The 25,700-nt window shown below is 31.3% G+C and carries 27 protein-coding genes and 1 tRNA gene; 12 read left to right on the top strand and 16 right to left on the bottom strand.

Annotated elements, in window-relative coordinates:
- Positions 1–16 precede the first annotated feature (16 nt).
- From AC3QL1_RS05180 to AC3QL1_RS05150, 7 genes are all read right to left on the bottom strand, one after another.
- Positions 17–550, bottom strand: coding sequence for a class I SAM-dependent methyltransferase (locus AC3QL1_RS05180; RefSeq protein WP_492495691.1), 534 nt, complete (start codon positions 548–550; stop codon positions 17–19).
- On the bottom strand, positions 540–1,826 hold the full coding sequence (locus AC3QL1_RS05175) for an oligosaccharide flippase family protein (protein WP_492495689.1): 1,287 nt from the start codon (positions 1,824–1,826) through the stop codon (positions 540–542). Before AC3QL1_RS05175 ends, AC3QL1_RS05180 begins: the two co-directional genes overlap by 11 nt.
- A gap of 16 nt (positions 1,827–1,842) precedes the next feature.
- Entirely contained in the window at positions 1,843–2,823 is a 981-nt protein-coding gene (locus AC3QL1_RS05170; protein WP_492495687.1) for a hypothetical protein, read from the bottom strand.
- Positions 2,824–2,831: 8 nt separating this feature from the next.
- Positions 2,832–4,511: a DUF6909 family protein gene (locus AC3QL1_RS05165; protein ID WP_492495686.1), complete on the bottom strand. Its 1,680-nt coding sequence runs from the start codon at positions 4,509–4,511 to the stop codon at positions 2,832–2,834.
- A gap of 226 nt (positions 4,512–4,737) precedes the next feature.
- Positions 4,738–5,076, bottom strand: a complete 339-nt coding sequence (locus AC3QL1_RS05160) for a hypothetical protein (RefSeq protein WP_492495684.1) — start codon at positions 5,074–5,076, stop codon at positions 4,738–4,740.
- A 13-nt stretch (positions 5,077–5,089) separates the two neighbouring features.
- Positions 5,090–6,574 (bottom strand): GH3 auxin-responsive promoter family protein, encoded by a 1,485-nt coding sequence (locus AC3QL1_RS05155; RefSeq protein WP_492495683.1) that lies wholly within the window; start codon positions 6,572–6,574, stop codon positions 5,090–5,092.
- A gap of 10 nt (positions 6,575–6,584) precedes the next feature.
- Positions 6,585–7,082, bottom strand: coding sequence for a peptidase (locus tag AC3QL1_RS05150; RefSeq protein WP_492495681.1), 498 nt, complete (start codon positions 7,080–7,082; stop codon positions 6,585–6,587).
- A 209-nt stretch (positions 7,083–7,291) separates the two neighbouring features.
- On the opposite strand from AC3QL1_RS05150, the gene AC3QL1_RS05145 reads away from it, so the two are divergent.
- Positions 7,292–7,474: a Sec-independent protein translocase subunit TatA/TatB gene (locus AC3QL1_RS05145; protein ID WP_115844692.1), complete on the top strand. Its 183-nt coding sequence runs from the start codon at positions 7,292–7,294 to the stop codon at positions 7,472–7,474.
- Positions 7,475–7,587: 113 nt separating this feature from the next.
- Positions 7,588–8,991 carry a glycosyl hydrolase family 8 gene (locus tag AC3QL1_RS05140; protein WP_492495679.1) on the top strand — a complete coding sequence of 468 codons (1,404 nt, stop codon included), beginning with the start codon at positions 7,588–7,590 and terminating at the stop codon, positions 8,989–8,991.
- A 98-nt stretch (positions 8,992–9,089) separates the two neighbouring features.
- On the opposite strand, the gene AC3QL1_RS05135 is transcribed toward AC3QL1_RS05140, so the two are convergent.
- A complete protein-coding gene (locus AC3QL1_RS05135; RefSeq protein ID WP_492495677.1) occupies positions 9,090–11,213 on the bottom strand; it encodes a Tex family protein in 2,124 nt (707 codons plus the stop codon).
- A gap of 121 nt (positions 11,214–11,334) precedes the next feature.
- Positions 11,335–12,153 carry a BRO family protein gene (locus AC3QL1_RS05130; protein WP_492495675.1) on the bottom strand — a complete coding sequence of 273 codons (819 nt, stop codon included), beginning with the start codon at positions 12,151–12,153 and terminating at the stop codon, positions 11,335–11,337.
- Between the two features lie 78 nt (positions 12,154–12,231).
- Here AC3QL1_RS05130 and AC3QL1_RS05125 point away from each other — a divergent pair, with 78 nt between their 5' ends.
- Positions 12,232–12,501, top strand: a complete 270-nt coding sequence (locus AC3QL1_RS05125; protein WP_492495673.1) for a DUF1294 domain-containing protein — start codon at positions 12,232–12,234, stop codon at positions 12,499–12,501.
- A 131-nt stretch (positions 12,502–12,632) separates the two neighbouring features.
- Here AC3QL1_RS05125 and rpiB read toward each other — a convergent pair whose 3' ends face one another.
- Positions 12,633–13,064, bottom strand: coding sequence for a ribose 5-phosphate isomerase B (gene rpiB, locus AC3QL1_RS05120; RefSeq protein ID WP_492495671.1), 432 nt, complete (start codon positions 13,062–13,064; stop codon positions 12,633–12,635).
- Between the two features lie 798 nt (positions 13,065–13,862).
- Positions 13,863–14,096 carry a DUF2007 domain-containing protein gene (locus AC3QL1_RS05115; RefSeq protein WP_492495669.1) on the bottom strand — a complete coding sequence of 78 codons (234 nt, stop codon included), beginning with the start codon at positions 14,094–14,096 and terminating at the stop codon, positions 13,863–13,865.
- A gap of 151 nt (positions 14,097–14,247) precedes the next feature.
- Here AC3QL1_RS05115 and rnr point away from each other — a divergent pair, with 151 nt between their 5' ends.
- Genes rnr through AC3QL1_RS05095 form a run of 4 tightly spaced genes read left to right on the top strand, consistent with a single transcriptional unit; the run spans position 14,248 to position 18,586 of the window.
- The gene (gene rnr, locus AC3QL1_RS05110) at positions 14,248–16,428 is read left to right on the top strand and encodes a ribonuclease R (protein ID WP_492495667.1); all 2,181 of its coding nucleotides are present in this window, start codon (positions 14,248–14,250) and stop codon (positions 16,426–16,428) included.
- Between the two features lie 22 nt (positions 16,429–16,450).
- Positions 16,451–17,119, top strand: a complete 669-nt coding sequence (locus AC3QL1_RS05105) for a head GIN domain-containing protein (RefSeq protein WP_492495666.1) — start codon at positions 16,451–16,453, stop codon at positions 17,117–17,119.
- A 14-nt stretch (positions 17,120–17,133) separates the two neighbouring features.
- On the top strand, positions 17,134–17,811 hold the full coding sequence (locus AC3QL1_RS05100) for a LysE family translocator (protein ID WP_492495664.1): 678 nt from the start codon (positions 17,134–17,136) through the stop codon (positions 17,809–17,811).
- Positions 17,812–17,821: 10 nt separating this feature from the next.
- Positions 17,822–18,586, top strand: a complete 765-nt coding sequence (locus AC3QL1_RS05095; RefSeq protein ID WP_492495662.1) for a GldM family protein — start codon at positions 17,822–17,824, stop codon at positions 18,584–18,586.
- A gap of 318 nt (positions 18,587–18,904) precedes the next feature.
- Here AC3QL1_RS05095 and AC3QL1_RS05090 read toward each other — a convergent pair.
- The 4 genes from AC3QL1_RS05090 to AC3QL1_RS05075 all read right to left on the bottom strand — a co-directional run bounded on the left by AC3QL1_RS05090 (position 18,905) and on the right by AC3QL1_RS05075 (position 19,946).
- A tRNA-Cys gene (locus AC3QL1_RS05090) sits at positions 18,905–18,975 on the bottom strand.
- Positions 18,976–19,068: 93 nt separating this feature from the next.
- Positions 19,069–19,428, bottom strand: coding sequence for a dihydroneopterin aldolase (folB, locus tag AC3QL1_RS05085; RefSeq protein WP_492495660.1), 360 nt, complete (start codon positions 19,426–19,428; stop codon positions 19,069–19,071).
- A 2-nt stretch (positions 19,429–19,430) separates the two neighbouring features.
- Positions 19,431–19,727, bottom strand: a complete 297-nt coding sequence (locus AC3QL1_RS05080) for a hypothetical protein (protein ID WP_492495658.1) — start codon at positions 19,725–19,727, stop codon at positions 19,431–19,433.
- Positions 19,728–19,946, bottom strand: coding sequence for a hypothetical protein (locus AC3QL1_RS05075; RefSeq protein ID WP_492495657.1), 219 nt, complete (start codon positions 19,944–19,946; stop codon positions 19,728–19,730).
- A 134-nt stretch (positions 19,947–20,080) separates the two neighbouring features.
- Between AC3QL1_RS05075 and AC3QL1_RS05070 the strand changes: the two genes are divergently transcribed.
- The 5 genes from AC3QL1_RS05070 (at position 20,081) to AC3QL1_RS05050 (ending at position 24,672) form a co-directional block, all read left to right on the top strand.
- The gene (locus AC3QL1_RS05070) at positions 20,081–22,198 is read left to right on the top strand and encodes a glutamine--tRNA ligase/YqeY domain fusion protein (RefSeq protein ID WP_492495655.1); all 2,118 of its coding nucleotides are present in this window, start codon (positions 20,081–20,083) and stop codon (positions 22,196–22,198) included.
- 897 nt (positions 22,199–23,095) lie between these two features.
- Positions 23,096–23,572 carry a hypothetical protein gene (locus tag AC3QL1_RS05065; protein ID WP_492495653.1) on the top strand — a complete coding sequence of 159 codons (477 nt, stop codon included), beginning with the start codon at positions 23,096–23,098 and terminating at the stop codon, positions 23,570–23,572.
- A 91-nt stretch (positions 23,573–23,663) separates the two neighbouring features.
- Complete coding sequence (locus AC3QL1_RS05060; RefSeq protein WP_492495651.1) at positions 23,664–23,990, top strand: YtxH domain-containing protein; 327 nt, start codon at positions 23,664–23,666, stop codon at positions 23,988–23,990.
- Positions 23,991–24,063: 73 nt separating this feature from the next.
- Positions 24,064–24,414, top strand: coding sequence for a competence protein (locus AC3QL1_RS05055; RefSeq protein ID WP_492495649.1), 351 nt, complete (start codon positions 24,064–24,066; stop codon positions 24,412–24,414).
- A gap of 3 nt (positions 24,415–24,417) precedes the next feature.
- Positions 24,418–24,672 (top strand): DUF6327 family protein, encoded by a 255-nt coding sequence (locus tag AC3QL1_RS05050; RefSeq protein WP_492495647.1) that lies wholly within the window; start codon positions 24,418–24,420, stop codon positions 24,670–24,672.
- A 29-nt stretch (positions 24,673–24,701) separates the two neighbouring features.
- On the opposite strand, the gene AC3QL1_RS05045 is transcribed toward AC3QL1_RS05050, so the two are convergent.
- Positions 24,702–25,685 (bottom strand): SPFH domain-containing protein, encoded by a 984-nt coding sequence (locus AC3QL1_RS05045; protein WP_492495645.1) that lies wholly within the window; start codon positions 25,683–25,685, stop codon positions 24,702–24,704.
- Positions 25,686–25,700: the final 15 nt, after the last annotated feature.

Raw genomic sequence — 25,700 nt, 5'->3', positions numbered from 1 at the left:
TTATAAATAAAGTCTTTTATTTTTTTAACTGAACCTCAACATTAAATGCCGGAGCGATACTACGAAAGAACGTTTCTTCGTAAATTTTTCTGGTGGTACTGTTGATATTTACCCAAATCATAAAAGGCCAGTTGATTGGGTTTTTACTAATAAAGGTAATCTTAGAATAGACAACCTCACTAAACTGAAAGTCAAAATAATAATTTCGATTGTATTTGATGTTATTTGCAAAAAAACTAAAAGTTCGAAACGAAAACATTTTTTTATGTGTAGGATCAATAAAATTATTGCTCGATGTAAAATGAGGAACTCTAATTTCTACAATTCCACCGGGTTTTAAAACTCGGTAAATCTCCTTTAAAACCTTAATATATTCAACGTGTTCTAAAACATCTGTACATAAAATATATTCAAAAAAATTATCATCAAATGGCAATGGATTATTTTCAATATCGCAAACAACATCAACACCAGGTAATTGTGTAATATCTAAATTTACAAACCCTTCCTTAATATCATTACCGCAACCAATATTAAGCTTATTTGTCATTATTCATAAAATTAAGATTTGGGAATTTAAGTATTAAAATTGCCCATAAAGATATTGAAATAAAAATTTCTGTTATGTAAATTCCTGTGGCCATACCATAGATTCCATAATATTTTGACAGAATTGCATTTATAACAACATTCAATATCACAGAAAATATCATAATTGAAGTAATGTTTTTTTGTTTTCCAAAAACCATAAATGTCATATACGGAACCATATTTAAAGCTACTACAAAAGGAATCCACGCATTATAAATTAAAAATTCACTACAAACTAATCGATTCGTTTTTAAAAAATAAGAAACTACCAAATCTGAAAAAGCAGTTAAAAATATGCCCGCTAAAATCATTGAAACCAATAAAAAAAGAAATATTTTTCGAGAAAAAATCTTATAGCTAAAAATACTTTTTGCTGCTACTTCGCAAGCTTTTGGAAAAATACTCTGAATTACAAACGAGCCACAAAACTTCACAACCAAAATGATTTTTTCGACCACGCAATAAATTCCCAAAGCATATTCATTTACAAATAAACCCAAAATCACCGGATTAAGATATGCGTTTGCATTAATTGAAATGACCTGAATAAAAATGCTAAAACCGGTTATAATTTCGTTTTTTATAGCCGTGATATCTGGTTTGTAAAAATGCCATTTCATGTTAAAAAACAAAACGACGATTGATAATAAACACGTGAAAAAATCAGATAATCCAATCGTTAAATTCACCAGATACAAGTTACTTTCATCATCTAAAAAAAAACAGATTATTACAAAACTTACTATTTTGAAAAGAATAAAAAAGTAAAAAAAATACTTGATTTTATGTATTGATCTTAAAATCCATAAAGGATTAAAAGCTCTTCCTATTAAAATAACCAGAGATAAAAAATATAGTGTTGAATATTCATTTGCCTTTGGTAAAATACTGTAAATCAATATCGAAAGTAAAAGAGCTAAAACCAACAAAACGCCTTTTGTATAACCAATAACAAAAAAATGACGGTTTACAAATTCATTTTTATTTTGATTTAATGTTATTTCTCTTGTGCCATTAATATTAAATCCATAATCTGTTATTGAGGCTATAAAAATGAAAATTGACTGAAAGAGAATCACTAAACCAAAACCTTCAAGCCCACATTTTTTTATAATTACAGGCGAAATCAAAAGCGGATAAACAAAGTTGATGAAATTGATCAAAAACAAAAAAAAGGAAGAATTAATATGCCTTTTATTTGCAACAATAGTTTCAGCAAATTTATTTTTAAACATTTTTTTAGCTTTAATTCTAAAGGTTTCTTTGAGATTGTTTTCTGTAAAAACCTTTAAAAAGATAAATAAAAGCAAACATCATGATAAACAAAACAGGCAAAATGAATTTTAATTTTCCACTTAGAGATTGTGTGTTTTTTATATTTAGTGTGGAACTTATTTCTTTAATTGTACGGTCAAAACCAACTAGTTTTAATCTGTTCTTTCCTTGTTCTGTAACTAAATACTGTTTTGTTTTTATAATGTCATTTAATTGCGTGTTTTCATTATAATAAACGAGTTTGTCATTTTTAGGTGTATTTTTTACAGTATTTGTAAAACCATCTAATACATGATCTATTTGGGCAATAATGGTGTCATTTTGAGCAATTAACTGTTCAAGATTTTTAAAACCAATTTTTTGAACAGCATTATAGTATTCAGAACTATTTAGATATTTTAATAATGGCTTAATAAATTTGTTTTCATCAGTAAGTTCATTTGAAACAATAGAAATGGTATGAAACGTATAGTTTTTACTCGTAACATTATCGACTAAAACTTTATTTATATCGCCGTCATCAGCCATTAGTTTAAGAAGCTCAAAATTTTGTTCTTTATCTTCTACAAATTTAAAAGCATCTGAAATTGGTTTAATTTCTATTTTTTTGATTGCTTTTGGATGTGAAAAACCAACAACATTTTTCAAAAAAACAGTGTCGCCTGCTAAAATTTTTGCTTCAATTAAATCAATTTTTGAGTACAAATAATCAACACTTCCAAAATTAGGAGTTACAATAATTTGATTTTTATATGATTTTTTACTAGTATCTAAATATAAACCAAGACCAAAACCAAGACCAGCCAAAATCAAAACTAAAATCCAGTTGCGAACAAAAAAATGGATAATGCGAAAAATAAAAACATTTGTTCTTTCTATAAAACTGCTTATACTTTTCGAAATATCAAAAATATCAATTTCCTGATCTGTGGTATTTTGGGGTACTTTTGTACTCATTTATGCTTTTATTTTACGTTGAAAATCTGTTCCAAAATTTTAATGGTAATCAAATACGTTGGTTTTACACCAGTCGTTCCTAAACCGCCAGAAGCCAATGTGCTTCCGGTTTCTAATGGATTATCTGAAGCATAATAAGCATAACGAACCTTAACATCGTGCGGCACGCTTTTTCTAATTTTTGATGCCGATTGTATTGCTTTTTGATAATAAGATCCTTCCATTTCAAGACCAATTACTCCCCAGGTCGACTCGTGAAAGAATTTTAGTAAATCTCTGTTTTGCAATGATGTTCCTAAAACGGTTACCATTGCACCTTCAAAGACTGCAATATCATTTCCTTCAAACATGTCGCCTTTCAATTCATTTTCGAAGAAATAATTATCTGCGGTTCCTTCATTTATATGTGCAGTCGGAATCATGATATCTCCTTTTCCACCTTCCAGAATTCCGGCTTTTCCCATTATCGAAACTGATTTTACATTTAGTAAAGTATCTTTTTTATACGGTTTCAAAAGTTCATCGATGGTTTCGTAAGCCTGTTCGCCAAAAGCATAATCCATTACAACAATTACAGGTTTTTCTTCATCAATATTCGCGTATGAAAATGATGTTTTTGACCAGTCAATTTTAGCCGTATCAAAAATCTGAACATCGATATTTGTTCCTGAACTATCCGGTAACGAAATCATTCCGTTTTTCAGGGCAAGTTCTTCAACCTGAGCTCTAATTTCCTTCGCGCCGGATTTGCTTAATTCTTCATAAATAAAGAAATCAGATTTATCCTTGAACTTATTGTTTAGTAACGGCGTTGCAAAAATCGAGTTCATCACACTGTGCATATTCGCACTTATCACATGAATTGGACGTTTTAAAAGATCATTTGCTTTTAAAACTTCTTTGATATTTGTTGCCCAAATTTCACCGTGAATGTGGTGTCCAAGACGTTCTCTTAAAACCGGACTAAAAGTGATTGTTCGTTTATTATTGTCGATCATTTCTTCGATCGCTAACTTTCCTAACCAATAAATAACGTGTAAAAAACGATCCGGAGCATTTTCAGATCCGAAAGCGTCATAAATATCTAAAACTTCTTCAAATGTTCTTCCTAAAATATTGGCGACATGCGAAATAGCTTTTTCTTTTTCTATTTGAGAAAGCTTTTTAGTCTGCAATACAGCTTGTTCTAATTTCATCCAATCACGCGAAACTTCGCCGCCATCGTCTAGTAAAACCCTGCTTTTTATTTTATGCGATTCGATAAAAATAAAAGTCAAATGCGTCAAAATATCATAAATATCAGATCGCCCGCGAGTGATTTCAACATTCATTTGTTCCTCATCAATTCGGTAACAATTTCTTCTTCTTTTTGGAGGAACAATTGCCTGAAAATGTGATTTAGAATATCCTTCATCCGAAGTTAAATTAATAAAACGACATTGTTCAATTCCTATCGGAAGACGTTCTATTACATACAAAAGTCCGTTAAGTTCTACTTTTTCTTCACCTATATTTCCGTAAATTTCAGGACGCAAAGCCAGTAATGATTCGCGTAAACCATCACCCGAAACTCCCATTGGCTTATAAAAACCACGGTTGAATAAGTGACGCATTGTAATGTACATTCTTTCTATCGCTGCAGATGATTCCTGCGCTCTTGATCTTGATATATGTTTGGTTTCTTTCATGCTTATATTTTAAAAATCTTCGGTTTTAGAAGATTAATCTGAGTATTATTAATTTTAGCGAAAATAGGAATTTAAACTGTTAACTCCGCAAAACATCGTTATTACTAAAGTGTTATTAGAATATAATTTTATTGTAAGTGATTTATTTTCTGCAATTTAAAACTTAAGAAGAAAAATTTATATTAGTTTTTTTTACTTAAAATAATCTGCAACAGATATAGTATTGCTATTTATAATTTTCAAAATCGACTTCTATTTTTTGAAAATTTTTGTTTTCTGATAATAGAAAATTTATTTGTTGAATACATTCCTGATTATGGTCTGACATGATAAAAGCAAAATCCCAAATGTCTTTTGAAATCAAAAATGATCCAAGATCTGAATTGACATCCATCAAAATTTCATCGTTCATCCAAAGATCATCAACCTTATTCACTTTTGGATTTATGGCTGCAATTGAATCTAATAAATCTGTTAGAAAATATTCATCTTCAACTCCCGTGAATATCTCAATTAGCAGATTTTGAGATTTATAACCTGGTCTTAAATGATATTTATATTTCATCAATTACTATTCTCTATTTCAAATTATCGGCAATTTTTCTGTCATTCGATAATCTTGGAATTTTATTTTGTCCGCCTAATTTTCCCTGTGATTTCATGTAATCCTGAAATCCGTTTTTAGAAACTTTGGTTACAATCACTTTTCTTAAAACATTTCCGGTGATTAAATCATCGTAATAAATGTTTTGTTTTCGCATCGAATCATCAATTGCTTCTGCGAATGTTTCCATGTTTTCAGGTTCGCTTTCAAATTCTACAAACCATTCATGATAAGGCAATCCGCTTGACGGATTAATTTGTGGCGCTACTGTAAATTCGTTTATAATCGTTTGAGTTCCTTCCGTTGCTTCTTTAATCGCCTTTTCGACTTCATTAGCAATAACATGTTCTCCAAAAGCAGAAATAAAATGTTTAATTCGGCCCGAAACAATGACACGATGCGGTAACAACGATGTAAACTGAACGGTATCACCAATATTATAACCCCAAAGTCCGGCGTTTGTCGAAATAATCAAAGCATAATTAACGCCCATTTCTACTTCTCCAATGGTATATCTTTTTGGATTTTCGGTAAAAAATTCATCCGATTTAATGAATTCGTAGAAAATTCCAGAATTCAAAAGCAACAACATTCCCTTTTCTTTTTGAGAATCCTGATAGGCAAAAAATCCTTCTGAGGCAGGAAATAATTCAATACTGTCGACTTTTTTACCAATCATTTGTTCAAATTTGGCGCGATACGGTTCATAATTAACACCGCCATAAATAAACAAATTAAAGTTTTTAAAAATCTCGCTTATCTTTTTTCCTCCGCTTTTTTCCTGTAAACGCTCAAAATACATTTGAACCCAGGACGGAATTCCGGAAATGACAGACATATCTTCTTTAATCGTTTCGTCTACAATTGCATTTACTTTTGTATCCCAATCTTCAATACAATTCGTTTCCCACGAAGGCATTCGGTTTTTCTGCAAATATTTAGGAACAAAATGGGCTACAATTCCCGAAAGTCTTCCAAATTTAATTCCGTATTTTTCAGTTAAAATAGGACTTCCCTGCAAAAAAATCATTTTTCCATCCACAAAATCCGCATTTCCGGTTTCATTAATATAATGCAGAATAGCATTTCGCGCTGCATTTACGTGCGTTGGCATTGATTCTTTCGTTAGCGGAATATATTTTGCTCCTGATGTTGTTCCTGATGTTTTGGCAAAATAAAGTGGCTTTCCTTTCCAGAGAATATCCTTGTCACCGGTTCTAACTTTGTCTATGTAGGTTTTTAAATCTTCGTAATCACGAACAGGGACATTTTTTCTAAAATCTTCGTATGTTTTTATTTTGTCAAAATGATGATCAACACCAAACTCTGTATCTTTTGCAGTTTTAATTAAACTCTTAAATACTGCCAATTGAGTTTCAACAGGTTTATTCGCCCAGGATTTAGTTTGATGGTATATTTTGCCGGCAAATAATTTTGCTGCTACTGATTTGATTGACATTTTATGTGGCTTATTTTTTGTCTTTTTTATTTTTATTTCCCGTTTTCTTAATTGACTGTTCTATAGTATCTACTTCTTCTCTCAATTTAATTTCTTCTTCAGAAGCTTTCATGTTAAGATGCGGCGTTTCTTCTGTTTCAGATAAAATAGAATCTTTATTGAATTTTGCATATTCTAATTCACCTCTCAGTACTTTTTGAATTCCGTTTATATAAGCTTCATTTTTTCTTAAAGCGACAGTCAGAGAATCAGATTTTATGGCTAATTGTGTCGCATTCTTTTTTAACTGGGTAGAAGAATATCCCGGAATAAATTCTCGTAATGGCGTAAAAGCAATAATAAAAGTAGTAACCAATATTAAGAATATTCCACCTAAAGAAAAAACTACAAACACATTCATTAAGGTTAATTTAAATGAAAAAATCTCTTCAAAGGTATCTTCGTTCAAAATTACCAATCTGTTTTTGGTATATAACTTTTTCCTTAAATTACGTTTTTTCGTAGCCATTTGTTGTAAGATATACTCGCAAATATAATAATTAATCGTCTTGATAATATCAGACAAAAATGGACTGGCGCATTAATTTAATCATTTTATAAAATATTTAACGCTCTAAAAAATAAATTTTTAATCCAAAACCTCTTGTTGTTCGTATATTCTATATAACTTTGCGTCAAAATTAAGAATTAATTTGCTTCGGCATTAAATATACAACCATGGGAAGATTAGGTCTTACAGAAATCCTTGTTATAGTAGGTATTGTGATATTACTTTTTGGAGGTAAAAAAATTCCAGAATTAATGAAAGGTTTAGGAAGCGGAATCAAGGAATTCAAAAACGCTGCTAAAGACGATCAACCTGCTCCTGCTGTAAAAAAAGAAGAGGAAGAAATTAAATAGTAACCTTCAACTTATTGAAAATCCCAAACAACAATTGTAAGATTGTTGTTTGGGATTTTTTTTATATCTAAAAATTCTTACTTTTAGAGTCCCTAAATCAAATAAATAATAATATGAAAAACCTACTTTTAGTAAGTATTGCATTTTTGTGTCTCAAAAGTTATTCACAAAATCCTGCCCAGCCTTTTCCTGCCAACAAAGTTTATGGAAGTGGTCTTATGGCAGCCAACAGAAACAGCCAGGATGCCCAAACCAATTATGACACCTGGAAAGCAAATTTTGTTGCTGATTGTTCAAATGGTCGAAAAAGAATAAAATTTGATGACCCTTCTCAAACTGTTTCTGAGGGAATTGGTTATGGAATGCTTCTTTCTGTATATATGGCTGATAAAACCCTTTTTGACGGTCTTTGGCTGTATTATAAAGACAATGTCAATGCAAACGGTGTGATGAACTGGAAAATCAGCGGCTGTTCCGGAATTAATGGCGCAAATGGCGCAACCGATGCTGAACTTGATGCTGCTTTTGCCTTAATTGTGGCTGATTTTCAATGGGCAAGCACCGGAACAATTAATTATAAAAATGATGCTAAAACGTTAATTGCCGCTGTAAAAGCTCATGAAGTTGAAGCCAATACTTTTGTATTAAAACCCGGAGACCAATTCGGCGGAAGCCAAATTACAAACCCTTCTTATTTTTCGCCGGCATATTACAGAGCTTTCGGAGCTTTTACAAACGATGCCGCTTTTTGGAATTCGGTTGCGGCAAAATCGTATACTATTATCAACAACAATTTAACGGTTAATAATGCTGCTGGCGGATTAGTTTCTGACTGGTGCACGGAATCCGGGGCTTATTCTTCTCAAGCCGGAGGATATAATAACGGCGGAAAAACCTATACTTATGATGCGGCCAGAACGCCATGGAGAATCGCCGTTGACTATTTATGGTATGGTACTGCTGATGCTAAAACCTATTCTAAAAAATCATCAGACTTTGTTCGCGTAACTCTTGGCGGATCTGCAAATATCAAGGATGGTTACAATCAAAATGGCTCTGTAATAGGACAATGGCACAACGCTACTTTTGTTGGAGCCTTTGCCTGCGCTGCGATGGGCGGAGAAAATCAGGCACATTTAAACGCTTCTTATACCGATTTAAACAATTTGAATGAGCCTAACAGTTATTTTAATCACACTTTAAAAACATTGTATTCATTTTTATTAACAGGAAATTTTTATTTGCCTTTAAATGCAACCTTATCTAATGATGAGTTTGATATTGAGAAATCTACGGTTACTCTTTTCCCAAATCCGAGTAAAGATCGATTTACGGTTCACGCACCTCAGCAATCAACCATTTCTGTAATTTCTCCTTCGGGAAGTATAATTCACCAACAGAAAACAACTTCTGAAACCACGGAAATTAACTTAGCCAATCAAGCTTCCGGAATTTATTTTATAAAGATATCTAATGATGATTTTAAAAGTGTCACCAAAAAAGTAATTTTGAAGTAATCATAGAAACAGAAAATCCCAAACTACAATTTGTAATTTGGGATTTTTTTATTTCTCGTTTCCGATTTTTGAATTTGGAATTTATTTTTTGGAATTTTCTAAAGTACCATCGTCAACTGAATTCTCTTTCTGTCTTCATCAACTTCTGTAACCTTAACATCAACATGTTGGTGTAATTTTACCACTTCATTTACATCGCTTACAAATCCGGCTTTCAATTGTGAAATGTGAACCAATCCGCTTTCTTTGATTCCGATGTCAACAAAACAACCGAAGTTGGTAATGTTGTTCACAATTCCCGGTAAGATCATTCCGGTTTTTAAATCTTTGATTGATTTTACATTCGCATCAAATTCAAAAACCTTAGCCGATTTTCTTGGATCTAATCCAGGCTTTTCAAGCTCTTTAATGATATCTTTTAGCGTAAGCAAACCAATTTCAGGTGTAATATATTTTTCGGCTTTAATAAGCGCTGTTTTCTCTTTATTGGCAATTAAGTCATTTACGGAAAGATTTAAATCTTTCGCCATTTTCTCCACAACAGGATAAGCTTCAGGATGTACTGCCGAATTATCCAGCGGATTTTTCGCATTCGAAATTCGAATAAAAGCCGCGCCTTGCTGATAGGCTTTGTCGCCCAATCGAGGCACTTTTTTCAACTGCTTTCTATCTTCAAACGGACCATTTTCTGAACGGTACTGAACGATGTTTTCGGCCAGCTTCTCACCTATTCCACTCACATAACTTAGTAAATGTTTACTCGCCGTGTTAATATTAATTCCAACCGAGTTCACGCAGCGAATTACCGTATTATCTAATTCTTCTTTTAGTTTTGTTTGATCAACGTCATGTTGGTATTGGCCTACGCCAATGGCTTTTGGATCAATTTTTACCAATTCGGCCAAAGGATCTGAAAGTCGTCTTCCAATAGAAACCGAACCACGAACCGTTACATCATAATTTGGAAATTCTTCTCGCGCAATTTTTGATGCCGAATATACCGAAGCTCCCGCCTCAGAAACTATAAAAACCTGTACCGGTTTATCAAACGCTATTTTTTTTATGAAAAATTCGGTTTCTCTCGATGCCGTTCCGTTTCCTATAGAAATCGCATCAATTTGGTATGCGTTTACCATCGAACGGATTTTCTTAATCGCCATCGCTTCCTCGTTTTGTGGCGCATGCGGGTAAATAGTTTCATTGTATAATAAATCTCCTTTTTCGTCCAGGCAAACTACTTTACAACCACTTCTAAATCCCGGATCGATTGCCAGAATACGTTTTTCGCCCAAAGGCGGAGCCAATAATAACTGACCTAAATTATTTGCAAAAACCTGAATCGAGTTCGCATCTGCTTTTGCTTTTGCTTCCTGCAATGTTTCGTTTCCAATCGCCGGATTCAATAATCGTTTGTAACTATCTTCAATCGCTAATTGCAAATGTGCCGTGGTACTATTTTGTTTTTTGATGATTATTTCATCAATAATATCATACGCTTCGTCAATATCAACATCGATTTTCATTTTTACAAAACCTTCATTTTCTGCACGAAGCATCGCTAATAATCGGTGCGAAGGCGCTTTTGTCAAAGGTTCTTCCCAATCAAAATACTGACTGAATTTTTGAGCTCCTTCTTCTTCGCTTTTCTTTTTTACAACTTTAGTTCCTATTGTCGCTTTTCTATTAAATAATCGTCGCAATTGCTTACGAACATAAATATTCTCATTAATCCATTCGGCGATGATATCACGCGCGCCCTGAATTGCAGCTTCTTCGTTAATAACATTTTCATTCAAGTATTGCGTCGAAATAAAATCGACATCAACGTCATTTTCAGACATGATGATTTTTGCCAATGGTTCTAAACCAAATTCTCGGGCAACGTCGGCTTTTGTTTTTTTCTTCTTTTTGTACGGAAGGTAAAAATCTTCAATTTCTTGTAAGTCAAAACTTTGTTCGATTTTTTGTTTCAATTCCGGCGTAAGTGCTTTTTGTTCTTCGATCGATTTTAAAACAGCTTCTTTACGTTTTACAATTGTATCATATTCTTTCTGCAGCTTTGCAATTTGCTCAATAACAACTTCATCCAGATTTCCGGTTGTATCTTTTCGGTAACGCGAGATAAACGGAATCGTACAATCTTCCTCTAATAATTTTACCGTGTTTTGAATGTTAATCGCTGCTGTTTGAACAGTTTTGGCAATGAATTGAATATTAGTCATTCTTATTTTATTTGAATAGCAAAGATGCAAAAGTGCTTTACAATTTTTGCAATGTTTTTATATTTATATTGTTTAAGACGGGTTAAAATTAAATTAAATCTTTATAATATTTGAATTCAATTTACTCCAATTTTTTTTCACCCGGAGGCAGAAAATTTTCTCCTGTTACTACACTTTTTCCTGTTTTGTCTTCTAACGCGATTCTGGCGTTTTTTGCAATAGCTCCGCCTTTTTTACTTGCCTTTGCATTTTCTACAAGTCCTTTTGCTTCATCGCTTTCGGCAATTTGTCTTGTTGAAAGTTCTGCTAAAGCGGTAAAAATTAATTCAGCTTCAGACATATGATCTCTCAGGTTTTGAGATTTTAATCCTTTTACTTCTTTATGTTTTTTTACAGATAATCCCGTCCATTCCTGATGAATAATATTTGTTAGCATTGCAAACTCATCCTTTTTTTCTACACCAGATTCTTTCCAGTAGTCAGTCAATTTATTACGAGTCTCCTGCCCTGTCATTCTTTGCTGAATCCATTTTTCACTGCGTCCCAAATTTTTCCAATTATCACGAGCACGATCCAAACTTTGAGCCGGATCTGCTAATTCCTGGATTCTTTCATAACCAACTTTTGCCAGCCATTGCTTAAAAGGTTCTGCTTTAGGAGAAGGAATAGATTGAATTAAACGCAAAAGTTGTTCCGTATCAGCCACATCTGTTATTCGCTGTTTTCCATCTGCTGCTTCCATTTTGAACTGTCCGATTTTATCGGACAGTTCACTTCCTTCTTTTAAAAGTTTATTTTTTAAATCTCCCCAATATTTTCTAGGTCGATCTGTTCCCGTTAAAATCTCAATCACATCAATTACCGAGAAATACCAAATTTCCTTTTCAGAATCGTAATGGCTTCTTACTTTTTTTTGTTCAAACAATTGTACTGGACTCATTGATTATGAATTACATTATTATATTCCCACTAAATTTTTGACAACTAAAATAATATCTTTGTTTTTAATTATTAGCCAATGGAAGTTTTATTAGTGTTGTTTTTTGTTATAAATGGTGTCGCATTTATTTTAGCCGGTTACGATAAATATTTAGCCATTAAAAATAAACGCAGAATTCCGGAAAATACATTATTTTTCTTTGAAGCAATTGGAGGTACTATCGGATTATTATTAGCGATGTTACTTTTCAGACATAAAACGAGTAAATCTTCTTTTATTATAAAATTTACAATCATCTTGATAATTCAGATTGGCGCAATTTATCTAATATCAACTCATAAAATCTAGATATTAACAATGTTAATAACCTTGTAATTAGCTGAATCTAATATATTTAAACAAAAAAACCGGATGAATTTAAAATTCGCCCGGTGTGTTATATTATATTGGTGCGAAGCACCGCGATTTTTTTTGACTTTTTAAGAACAAGCTATTTTATTCACTCTGTTTTGGTGTCTTCCGCCTTCAAATGCAGTCGCTAAGAAAGTTTCAACAATTTCAACAGCTTGTGGAATAGAAGTAAAGCGTGCCGGAATACTCACAATATTGGCGTCATTGTGTAAACGCGTTAAATAAGCAATTTCTTTAGTCCAGCATAAACCAGCTCTCACTTTTGGGTGTTTGTTAACCGTCATGGCAATTCCGTTTCCGCTTCCACAGATTACGATTCCAAAATCAGCTTTTCCTTCAGATACATCATTTGCAACTGGATGTCCAAAATCAGGATAATCAACAGAATCTTCAGAATCAGTTCCATAATTTGTTACTTCATATCCTTTTGCTTTCAGCATTGCAACAATTGCTTTTTTATATTCTGGTCCGGCGTGGTCGTTTCCTATCGAAATTTTCATTTTAAATACTATTAAGTTGTGTTGTGCAAATTTAACCAAAGAAATTCGTAGCAACACATTAATTATAAAAAAGTTCGCCGAGAATTTCACGAATGTGCACTAATTCTTTTCTTTGTAAACAATTAAGAACGCATTTAGAATTAGAGTAGATTCGTGAATTCCCAGCAAAAAAATCACATCCTACAATAGTCTTACTATCAAAACTTTAACACTTATTAACAATATTGATAACGCTATAAGTATCTCATAATCAATAAATAATAAACACAGATTTTGTTAAAATTTTAGAATGTTAATACCAAAACGTAATTCGTTGATATTCAATTAACTTTAAGTTAACATTATTTGTTCATAAGTTGAGATAGAAAATTAGAAGTTTTTTTTGGTTGTGTCGAAAAAAAAACTAATCCAAAACCGGAATCAAAAATCCTAATAAAGTTTGATGAATTTTTAGAAAAGTTATCAATATCAAAAATGCCATTTTCAACAAATATCAACATATGAACTTATCTACAAAATGAATCCATTTTTGGTTGTCAACCGTTGTTAATTAAAATACAAAAAGTCTTATAAATTAATCATTTAGCAAAATATAAGTATGTTGATAACTCCCAATAACTAAAGAAAACTTCATTTCAATACTTTTAAAAATAAATTTATTCGACATATTAACACACTATAATAACCATCAAAAATTAATTAAATTTAAAATTTCTTTTTTGTTGTATTTAATATATGTTGACAACTTTAAAATTTGAAAAAAGAAAAAAATTTTTTTAGAATGAAAAAGAAAACTGTTTAAACGATTTGAAGTGGATTATTGAGATCGTCAAGAATTTGCTGAACTCTTTCGAAATCGTTTGGGTGAATTCTAAGTTTGATTCCACCGAGTGCCGTTGTGTAAAATGGAACGACAGAAAGCGTCATTTCGTTTTCAAAATAATATGGAATCTCTTCTTGCTCTAACAAGTGCTTCAGAATGACTGTTTCGTGCTGATAATTGAATATAGCGATAGTTTTAAAGCTTTCCATGAAAGTGTCTTTTTATAAAGATACGAATTACAAATAACCTTTTAAATTCAATAAAAATCTATTTTAGAACGTTATATTTTTAATAATTTATTTGTTAAAATCTATAATCTGATATCTTATTTGTAATTTTAACTTTTTAAGAAAAGATTATATGAGTAAGAAAATTAGAAAGCCGATAAAAAACGAGAAGGATTTCTCAAGCAAAATAATAAAAATTTTATCGCAAAGCCCAAATAAAGCATTCAATTACAAACAAATAGGAGCAAAGTTAGAACTTGACGATACAAAGAGCAGAAATCAGATTATAAAAGATTTAAAAATTCTGGCTGCTTCAAAGAAAATTATAGAAACAGAACCAGGTAAATATTTAGTAAAAGCTGAAAGTCAGGATTATTACGAAGGAACAATTGATATGACGAGCAGAAAAACGGCATATTTTATTTGTCCTGATTTTACTGAAGATGTTTTTATTCCGACCAATAATTTGAATCGTGCACTGGATAAAGACAAAGTAAAAGTTTACGTTTATAACAGAAGAAAAGGCAAAAGACCTGAAGGTGAAGTTATTGAAGTTATCGAAAGAAATAAAACAGAGTTTGTTGGAGTAATCGATATTCAGCCCAATTTTGCTTTTGTTTCTACTGCAAATCCTAAAATGTACACGGATATTTTTATTCCAAAAGATAAGTTTGGAGAAGCAGAAAACGGTGATGTTGTTTTGGTTACGATTGAAGACTGGCCAAAAAGAGCGGATAGTCCGTTTGGATCTGTGATTAAAGTTTTAGGAAAACCGGGAGAACATAATACTGAGATTCATGCGATTTTAGCAGAATATGGTTTGCCATCAGATTTTCCGGTAGAAGTAGAGGTTTTTGCACAAAAAATAGATACTTCGATTCAGGAATCTGAGATTGCAAAACGTCGTGATATGCGTGATACACTTACGTTTACGATAGATCCAAAAGATGCAAAAGATTTTGATGATGCCTTGTCTTTCAAAAAGTTAGAAAACGGAAATTACGAAATTGGAATTCATATTGCCGATGTTTCCTATTATCTTGAAGAAGGAACAATTCTGGATGATGAAGCCTATCAAAGAGCAACTTCGGTTTATTTAGTAGATAGAGTAGTGCCAATGCTTCCTGAAGTTTTATCAAATTTTGCGTGTTCGTTACGTCCAAATGAGGAGAAATATACCTTCTCTGCCATATTTGAAGTTTCAGAAAATGCACAGGTTATCAACCAATGGTTTGGAAGAACTGTGATTTATTCAGATCAGCGTTTTGCTTATGAAGAAGCACAGTATATCATTGAAACAAAAGACAGTACAATTCCGGTTGATGTTTCAATTACAGGAGAATCTTATACAGTTTCTGATGAAATTACTGAAGCAACTTTAAAGTTAGATGAATTAGCTAAGATTTTGAGAAAGAAAAGAATGGCAAATGGTGCTATTTCTTTTGATAAAGTAGAAGTAAAATTCAATCTTGATGCTGAAGGAGAACCGGAAGGAGTTTACTTTAAAGTATCTAAAGATGCCAATCATTTGATTGAAGAATTCATGCTTTTAGCCAATAGAAAAGTGGCTGAATACATTGGAAAACAAAAGAAAACATTTGTTTACAGAATTCACGATGAACCAAATGAAGACAAATTAATTGCGATGCAAACCGTAATTGCAAAATTTGGTTATAAAATTGATTTCCGTAACAAAGGCGATATTTCCAAGTCTTTGAATGCATTGATGGAAGAAGTAAATGGTAAAAAAGAGCAAAACTTAATTGATACTCTTGCCATTAGAAGTATGAGTAAAGCCAAATATTCGACAGAAAACATTGGTCATTACGGATTGGCATTTGATTATTACAGCCATTTTACATCACCAATTCGTCGTTATCCGGACGTTATGGTACACAGATTGCTGCAATATTATTTAGATAATGGCGCTTCTGTAGACGAAGAAGTGTATGAAACAAAATGTCTGCATTGTTCTAATATGGAAAGTTTAGCAACTAATGCTGAACGTGATAGTATTAAATACATGCAGGTTAAATACATGCAGGATCACCAGGACGAAGAATTTTTGGGAGTTATTTCAGGAGTTACAGAATGGGGAATTTATGTTGAAATTGTGTCTAACAAATGCGAAGGAATGGTAAGAATCAGAGAAATAAAAGATGATTATTATACTTTCGATGAAAAACAATATGCCTTAGTTGGAGCGACTTCAAACAGTATATTGCAATTAGGAGATGAAATTTACGTTAAGGTAAAAAATGCGGATTTAGTTAAAAAACAACTGGATTTTCATTTTTTAAGAAGAGCAGAATAGTATTAAATTTAAAATTAGAAAGATGAAAAAGTTATTAATAGGAGCTGCAATTTTAGTTGCACAAATGTCTTTTGCACAAGTTACAAAAGAGTTAGGAGATTTTGATTCAGTAAAAGTTTTCGATAAATTAAGTGTAAAATTAGTTCAGTCTTCAGAAAATAAGATTGTTATAAAAGGAGCAAGAGAAGCGGAAGTTGAAGTTGTAAACAAGAAAGGTTTATTGAAATTAAGAATGCCTTTTCCTAAATTGTTATCCGGAGATGATCTGGATATTACAGTTTACTACAAACGTATTGAACTAATTGACGTAAACGAAGGCGCTTATGTTTCAAGCAAAGATGCTATAAAAGCAACAGTTTTTAAAGTAAGTGCTCAGGAAGGCGGAAAAATTAATGTAGATTTGGATGTTGATAAGTTAAATGTAAGTTCAGTTTCAGGCGGAGAAATCACTTTGACAGGTAAAGCTTCAAATCAGGATGCAAGTCTTGGAGCAGGAGGTTATTTATTAGCAAGTAAATTAAGTACGTCTCAGACTAAAGTAAGCGTTTCTGCGGGAGGAAAAGCAGATGTGAATGCTTCTACACTTGTTGATGCAAAAGTAAGCGCAGGAGGCTCTATTTACATTTACGGAAAACCAAAACAAATCAATCAGAAAACTGTTCTTGGAGGAAAAATTGAGGAGGTTAAGTAACAAATTGTATTTGAATGATAAATGATATTTTAGCTGGACTACCATGGGGACTTTTCTTAAGTTTAATGGTAGGTCCGGTATTTTTTATACTACTTGAAACCAGTATTACAAAAGGATTCAGAGCTGCAATAGTTTTTGATTTTGGTGTAGTATTTGGTGATATTTTTTTTATAGCAATCGCTTATTTAGGAAGTTACAGATTAATTCAGAGTTTAAAAGATAAACCTGCACTTTTTATTTTCGGCGGTATCATTATGCTTGCGTATGGCATTATTTCTTTCGTAAGATTAAAAAACGAAGAAAATATCGATGACGAAGAAATCGATCGCGATATTATAAAAAGAAATTACGGCAGTTTGTTTATAAAAGGCTTTTTATTGAACGTTATTAACATTGGTGTTCTGGGTTTTTGGTTAGCGGTAATTATTTCTGTAGGGCCAAAATTAGAAATGCAAAACTCAAGAATGATTACTTTTTTTACATCTGTAATTATTACTTATTTGTTAGTTGATTGTATTAAAATACTATTAGCCAAACAATTAAAAACTAAAATGACACCAAGAAATATTGTAAAAATCAAAAAAGTAATTAGTATTGTTTTAATGATTTTTGGATTGGTTTTAATAACTCAGGGTTGGTTTCCAGGTGAAAAAGAAATGGTTAAAAATGCTTTTGAGAAGATAGAAAAGTAGAACAATTATTATGGTTAGAAAACTACTTTTGTTTCTCTTTTTTTCTTTTTCTCTAAATGTTGTAGCACAAAAACATTCTTTAGTTGTTGATAAATCTAATATATCTGTAGTTTCTGCTGATAAATTAAATGTTGTTTACAGAGGAGTTCTAAATCCAATTTTTATTTCAGTTCCAAATTGTAAATCATTCATTGCTAGTGGTATTGGATTAAATAAAATAGTAGAAGGAAAATATTCATTAAGTCCTGGTCCAGGTTTGTTTTCAATAATTAAACTTGATATCGAATTGAATAGTGGGTCTAAAATTACAGAAGAACATAAATTCAGAATTAGAGGAATTAAATATATTTTCGCAAAAATAAATGATAGAGATAATTGTGAAAAATGTATTTTAGAAATGACTAAAGAAGAACTTTATAACTCTATTATTCAATACAGTACACCTGATAATTTTCTTTTTGATGTGAATCTTTCTCAATATAAAATAAATAGTTTTATTATAAAATTATCTAACAATAGAAAGATTTTAGTTACTGGAAATAGCTTTAATAGTGATGTTAACAATACAATTAAAAAGTTAAAAAAAGGTTCTATTTTAGTAATTGATGATATTGGGTATTCTTTCCCTGGTTCTGAAAATTATCTTTTACCAAGACTTCTTCCAATTAAAATTATGATTGTAGAAAAAGAAGCAAAGGAAAACTATTATGAAAGTAAAGAGTTTATTAGAGATAGTATTCGAAAGATAAAAAGTGAAAAAACTTTTAAAAGATAAATTAAGACCTCTGAATTTCAGAGGTTTTTTTGTGTTTACAGTTGCAGTCTTTGCGAGGAACGAAGCAATATCACGCAGTTTGTCATTTTGAGAAACAAAGAATCTTTTCGACAGTTGTGTATAAATTAGTATATAAATCTTTGTAGAAGTTGATAGTGATATTGCTTCGTTCCTCGGAAAGAGAAAGACGGATAAAAAAAACCTTCAAGTTTCCTTGAAGGTTTTAGAGGAATCGTACGGATTCGAACGTAAATTTTTATCTAATTTTTTCTAAAAATTAAACACAAAAAAACCTCCAAGTTTCCTTGAAGGTTTTAGAGGCATCGTCCGGATTCGAACCGGAGTAGGAGCTTTTGCAGAGCCCAGCCTAGCCGCTCGGCCACGACGCCGTAGTTGAACGGATGGCAAAAGTAACTAAAATCTTTAAAATTCAAAACTTTAAAAGTAACTATTTTAAAAAATTAGTTTTTTAACTGAAAGAATTACTTTCTATTTTCCGTCATTTTTATAGTAACTGATTCAACATCACCACCAATAGGAGGATTTATTTTAGAAACCCAAACTGTTGTTTTTTCTATGGTTTCAATTTCAGCAAGTACACGAATATTGATTCTTTTGGCTACATGTTCTAATAAATGCGAACGAATTGCCATTTCTTCAGTAACAATTTTGTTTAAATGTACATAATCTACTGTGTCAGCAAGATGATCTGTTTGTGCTGATTTCTGTAAATTTGTTTTAATCTTTAGATCAACAGTATAGTCAGATCCTATTTTTCCTTCTTCAATTAAACATCCGTGGTAGGAGAAAGTGCGGATATTTTGTAGTTTAATAACTCCCATTTTTATAATTTTATTCTTGTAGTGTTTGGATCTTGGTAATTTGATGTTACAGCTAGTAGAGTAACTATTTTTTCGTTTTGATCAACTGTAAAATGAATTTTATAGGGAAATTTCTTTAAAGGTAGGATGCGAACAATATTGTATTTTTCTTCAAAAAAAGGAAATGTCTTCAAAGTTTCTACATAATCCTGATATTCATTGAAAAATTTTGTTCCCAAGCCACTGCATAAAGATTCATAATATTCAGCAATTTCATCTACTTCTACATCAGCTCTTAAGAGAATAATTATTTCAAACATTTATTTATTCCATTTAGCGTTTAGCTTTTTCTTTGATTCCTCCCAGCTGATAAAATCTTCTGGTTTGGCGTTTTTCATACGTTCTAAAACCATTTCTTGTTGCCATAACGGGACTTCATTCTCAGTGTTTTCATTAATGGAAACATCAGGAACATGTTTAAAAAAACTAACAAAAGTTTCGTAAAAATCGTCTGGAATTGTAACAGTTAATTGTCTCATAACTTTAATATTTATGCAAAAATACTAATAAATTTAGTTTCAGATTTAAAGTTTCAGGTTTAACGCCAGTTAAGTAACTTTAAACCTGAAACCTGAAACCTTTTTTTTATCTTTGCTAAAATTACTATAAAATAATGGCATCAGAAGAGAAATCACTCAATTTTATTGAACAAATCATAGAGGAAGATCTAAAATCGGGTCTTTCACAAAATAAACTTCATTTTCGTTTTCCACCAGAACCAAACGGTTATTTACACATTGGACATGCAAGTTCTATTGCGTTAAACTTTGGTTTAGGAATTGATTATCAATCTCCTGTGAATTTACGTTTTGATGATACAAACCCTGAAAAAGAAGAGCAGGAGTTTGTTGACGCCATTAAAAAAGACGTGGAATGGCTGGGTTATACCTGGGCAGAAGAACGTTATGCATCTGATTATTTTCAACAATTATACGATTGGGCGGTTTTATTAATTAAAAAAGATAAAGCCTATGTTGACAGCCAATCTTCTGAAGATATGGCGATTCAAAAAGGAACTCCATCAACTGTAGGAACTGATAGTCCATACAGAAATCGTTCTGTTGAAGAAAATTTAGATTTATTCGAAAGAATGAAAAACGGTGAATTTGAGGCTGGTACACATATTCTTCGTGCAAAAATTGACATGAAATCGACCAATATGCTGATGCGTGATCCTATCATGTACAGGATTTTGCACAAACACCATCATAGAACGGGAGATAGCTGGAAAATTTATCCAATGTACGATTGGGCACACGGACAAAGTGATTATCTTGAAGAAATCTCACACTCATTTTGTACACTTGAATTCTTGCCTCACCGTGAATTATACGATTGGTTTTTAGATCAGATTATTGATGAAAATCAGATTCGTCCAAAGCAAAGAGAATTTGCAAGACGTAACTTATCACATACCGTTGTTAGTAAAAGAAAATTACAACAATTAGTTAAAGAACAACATGTTAACGGTTGGGATGATCCTAGAATGTCTACTATTTCAGGGTTAAGAAGACGCGGTTATACAGCTGCTTCTTTGCGTAATTTTGCTAATACAATTGGTATTGCAAAACGTGATAATTTAATTAATGTATCAGTTTTAGAATTTTGTATTCGTGAAGATTTGAACAAAATTGCACCTCGTGTAATGGCTGTTTTAGATCCTGTAAAACTGGTTATTACCAATTATCCGGAAGGAAAAGAAGAGTGGCTGGAAGCCGAAAATAACCAGGAAGATGAAAATGCCGGCTTTAGAAAAGTTCCTTTTTCTCGTGAATTATACATCGAAAGAGAAGACTTTTTAGAAGAAGCTCCGGCTAAATTTTTCCGTTTGACTTTAGGAAAAGAAGTGCGTCTTAAAAATGCGTATATCATTAAAGGAGAAAGCGTTATAAAAGATGCTGAAGGAAATATTACAGAAATTCATGTAACGTATGATACAGATTCTTTAAGCGGAAGCGGAACAGAAGCAAGCCAGAGAAAAGTTTCCGGAACCTTACATTGGGTTTCTATCACACATGCAGTTGAAGCAGAAGTTCGTCTGTATGATCGTTTGTTTACAGATGAGGCACCAGACAGTTATAAAGACAAAAATTTCTTAGATTTTGTAAATCCAAATTCATTAGAAATTGTGAAAGGATTCGTTGAACCGAGTTTGGCAACAGCTCAAAATGAAGATAAATTTCAGTTTCAACGTTTAGGTTATTTTACTGTTGATAAAGACTCAACTACTTCAAAATTAGTCTTTAACAAAACTGTTGGACTAAAAGATGCCTGGGAAGAAAAAGGTAAAAAAGAAGAAAACAGCATTAATAATTCTTTAAAGGATATCAACAAATATTTTAAAGTTGAAAGTAAACCGGAACGTATTGCAATTGAAAGTGCGATAGGGGAGAGCATCAAAAATGTTTCTAGTTTTTCTTTGTTACAAAATTCATTAAAGAAGAATATCAACAATAACAAAGGTTCATTGTTGTTTGCTCAGTTTATTTTGAAATATTCTAACTGGAAATCTACAGATTTTGAAGAAGAAGATATTAAAAAATTATATACGATGTCTCTTAGAAGTGAATCAACTTATGTTCGATCAAAAGCACTTTTAAATTTAAGAGATATTGAAGCTGCAAGTTTCAAAAATCAGTTTGATGATGAAATTTTGAAATTATATTCAAATCCTCCGAAAAGTGCTTCGGAAAGAGAAATAGAAATTCTTACCGAGATGGTAAAGAAGTAATATCACTATAATCTATTGAAAAGCGCTTTTTATAAGCGCTTTTTTTATTATTTACTTTTTCTATTATAAATACAAAATTTATAAATATTTTAGATTAAAAGTAGCATTCATAAATTGATTTTAAAGCGATTTTTTAATTCTTTGAAGTCATTAATCATCTTTTTTGAAATGATTAATTAAAACGCTTTATTTTAGTTTTAGACTTCAATTTCACCAGGTTTTCCGCTTATTAACAACGAATTGTTTATAACTCAAATCCATAATAATTTAATGGAATTCAATTCAATTTTTACTCAGATTTAAAATTTTCTTAAAGATTAAAATTTTTAACGTATAATATTAATTGATCATTATTAAGTTTATTAAAGTTTTTTATTATTATATATAAAATCTATTTTAAATTTAAATTTAATAATTAATTTAGATTGAAATTGACTTCCATAAATCAATTTTAAGGCTTTTTTTCATGACTTCCATCTCTTAACTCATCTTTTGAATAATAGTTGATTTTTAAGCTTTATTTTAGATTTGGCTATCATTTTTCGCAGTTTAACGGGTTATTAACATACAATTGTTTATAAAGTTGCTATTTTTAGCCAAAGGTCAAATCTGAAATTTTATAATTTTAAAAATGACACTTTAAGAATCGAAGCTGAGTATTCTGAAATTCAAAAATGTAATTTTTGTTTTTAGAATTTATTCTAAGTCTGAATTCTGAAAATTGGTTTTATGGTCAATTCGTAATTGTAATTGTGTTTAGATAATACTTCTCTGTAAAAGTATTTTTTCATTTGCATTTTATAATTTTAAAGTTTCATGAAATTGATTTTGTGGTTTATTTAAATTTTGATTTTCATTTTGAACTAAGAAATTTTTTAATCCTTAAATTTAATTATCATGAAAAATTTATTTTTTACACTAGCTATTTTGTTTGCTAACATTGCAATTTCTCAAACCCATCAAATTACAAAACACAACGGAGAAGAATTAGATGTCAATTTTATTAAAAATGAAAATGGTTTAATTTACTATGCGGTAAACGGAAGTGCCGAAGAACATAAAATTAGCAAGTATGCTGTTTCAAAAATTACGAACAAGCAAACCAATCAGACTCAGAAAATATCTGATAAAGTTATAATAGATTCAAAATCTGATTATTCAATGGTAACTGTTTTACCTCGGGAAAAGACAATAGGTTTAAAACAGGCGGCAAATTTTACAGGAGTCTCGACAAAGACAAAAGGAGAACCGCCAATGGCTAACAAAAATCAAACAGCTTTGAGAATCAAAACTAAGTCTGCTTCAAACGGTTATCCTTTTGTTAGCATAATCGAAAAAGATGGTAAATACGAAGCCATTGCTTATATGTATTAATTTTATTGTTAATTATTAAGCAAATAAATTTTAATCAATTATTTATATTTTAAAAAACTGTATCTTTAGTATTCATTTAAATTTTAATATTATGTCTAATAATTCAAATACACTTGCGGCTATTTTAGCTGGTGCTGCGGTAGGAGCAGCAATAGGAATTTTATTGGCTCCGGATAAAGGTTCAAAAACGAGATCAAAAATTAAAGAAGGTTATGATGATGCAAAGCACAATTTAAAAGATTCATTGGGAGCTACTTCTGATGTTCTTCGTGAAAAATTTGCCGGAGCTACACAAAACCTTGACGGAACTTTAGATGAGTTACTTTCAAACGTAAGCCACAAAACAGAAGAAGTTATTACTTTTTTAGAATCAAAATTGGCAGATTTGAAGTCTCAGAACGCTAAATTTCAAAAATAATAATGTGTAAAAGCACAAAACTTACTTCTTTTTTAAGTCGGTTTTGTGCTTTTTTTTAACCTAAAACCTAATTATGGCTTTTGAAGAATTAAAAGAAAATACCGAAAACATTCAGGATCAGGCAAAAGTTTATCTCGAAAGTCATTTAGCATATTACAAACTTTGGGGTTTTAAAGTTGCGATGAAATCAACAACTTTAATCTTTAAGTTTACTTTGATTTTATTGTGTTTTAGTATGGTTCTAATTTTTGGATCGTTTGCTGCAGCATATGCTTTTGGATCTTTGTTTGAAAGTAATGCACTTGGATTTTTGGCAGTAGGAGGGATCTATTTTATTTTTACAATTTTACTTTTCTTGATAAAAGACAAGTTTGTTGAAGGTCCTATATTAGAAAAATTTTCAGAAATCTTTTTTAATGATTAATTTATGGAGGCAAAAAAATACTCATCATACGCAGAAGTCGAAAAAGATTTAGAAATTCTGAAATTACAAAAGGATATCAATTATCAAAAATTAGTGCTAAGTTTTCAAAAAACTAAAGAAAGTATAACGCCTCAAAATATTGTTGGTGGCGTATTTTCTTCATTCAAAGAGTACGTTTCAACATCTTATCCAAAAATTTTACAGTCCATTTTACCATTTGCAATCAACTGGTTTATTAATAAAAAAAGAGGCCATTAAGCCTCTTTTCTTTTTTTGTTCTCTATTTTTTATTCTTTTATTTCCGGTTGAATGTCATCTTCATATCCAGATTGTGGCTGAATAGGTTTTGGTTTTTCTACTTTTTTATTGTTCTTTTTCATCATTTCACCAACCTGGTTTGAAGCTGTAAATGAAGCAACCATATTGTTTAGCATATCACTTCCGGCTTGTGGAGAATTTGGTAACAATATTAAATTAGAATTTGCATCTGCGCCAATAGCTTGTAATGTATCATAATGTTGCGTAACAACAATCAGGGCAGAAGCTTCTTGAGAATTAATACCAACATTGTTCAAAACTTCAACACTTTCTACTAAACCCCTGGCAATCTCACGACGCTGATCTGCAATACCTTGACCTTGTAAACGTTTACTTTCTGCTTCGGCTTTTGCTTTTGCAACAATTCTAATTCTTGAACTTTCGGCTTCAAATTCGGCAGCTGTTTTTTCTCTGTCGGCAGCGTTGATTCTGTTCATGGCATTTTTTACCTGAATGTCCGGATCGATATCAGTAACCAAAGTATTGATAATATCATATCCGTAAGTTGTCATAGCTTCATTCAATTCTCTTTTTACTGCAATGGCAATATCGTCTTTTCTTTCAAAAACGTCATCCAATTTTAGTTTAGGAACTTCGGCACGAACGACATCAAAAACATAAGCGGTAATCTGATCGTGAGGATATTCTAATTTATAAAAAGCATCGTATACTTTTTCCTGTATAACTTTAAACTGAACCGAAACTTTCATTTTGATAAAAACGTTGTCTTTGGTTTTGGTTTCGATGATAACATCTAACTGTTGAATTTTCAAATTTACACGTCCTGCAATTCTGTCGACGATAGGAATTTTAAGTTGTAAACCCGAATTTCTTACGCTTAAAAATTTACCAAATCTTTCGATTACAACTGAAGATTGTTGTTTTACAGTAAAAAATGAAGACATAAAAATGAAAAATCCGAAGACTAAAAGGATAATTAATGCTGTACTCATGGTGATATTAATTTA

The organism is Flavobacterium sp. GW823-FHT04A11, assembly GCF_058796535.1.
Note: the sequence above shows the minus strand (reverse complement) of the source record. Positions and strands in the feature narration are given on the sequence as shown.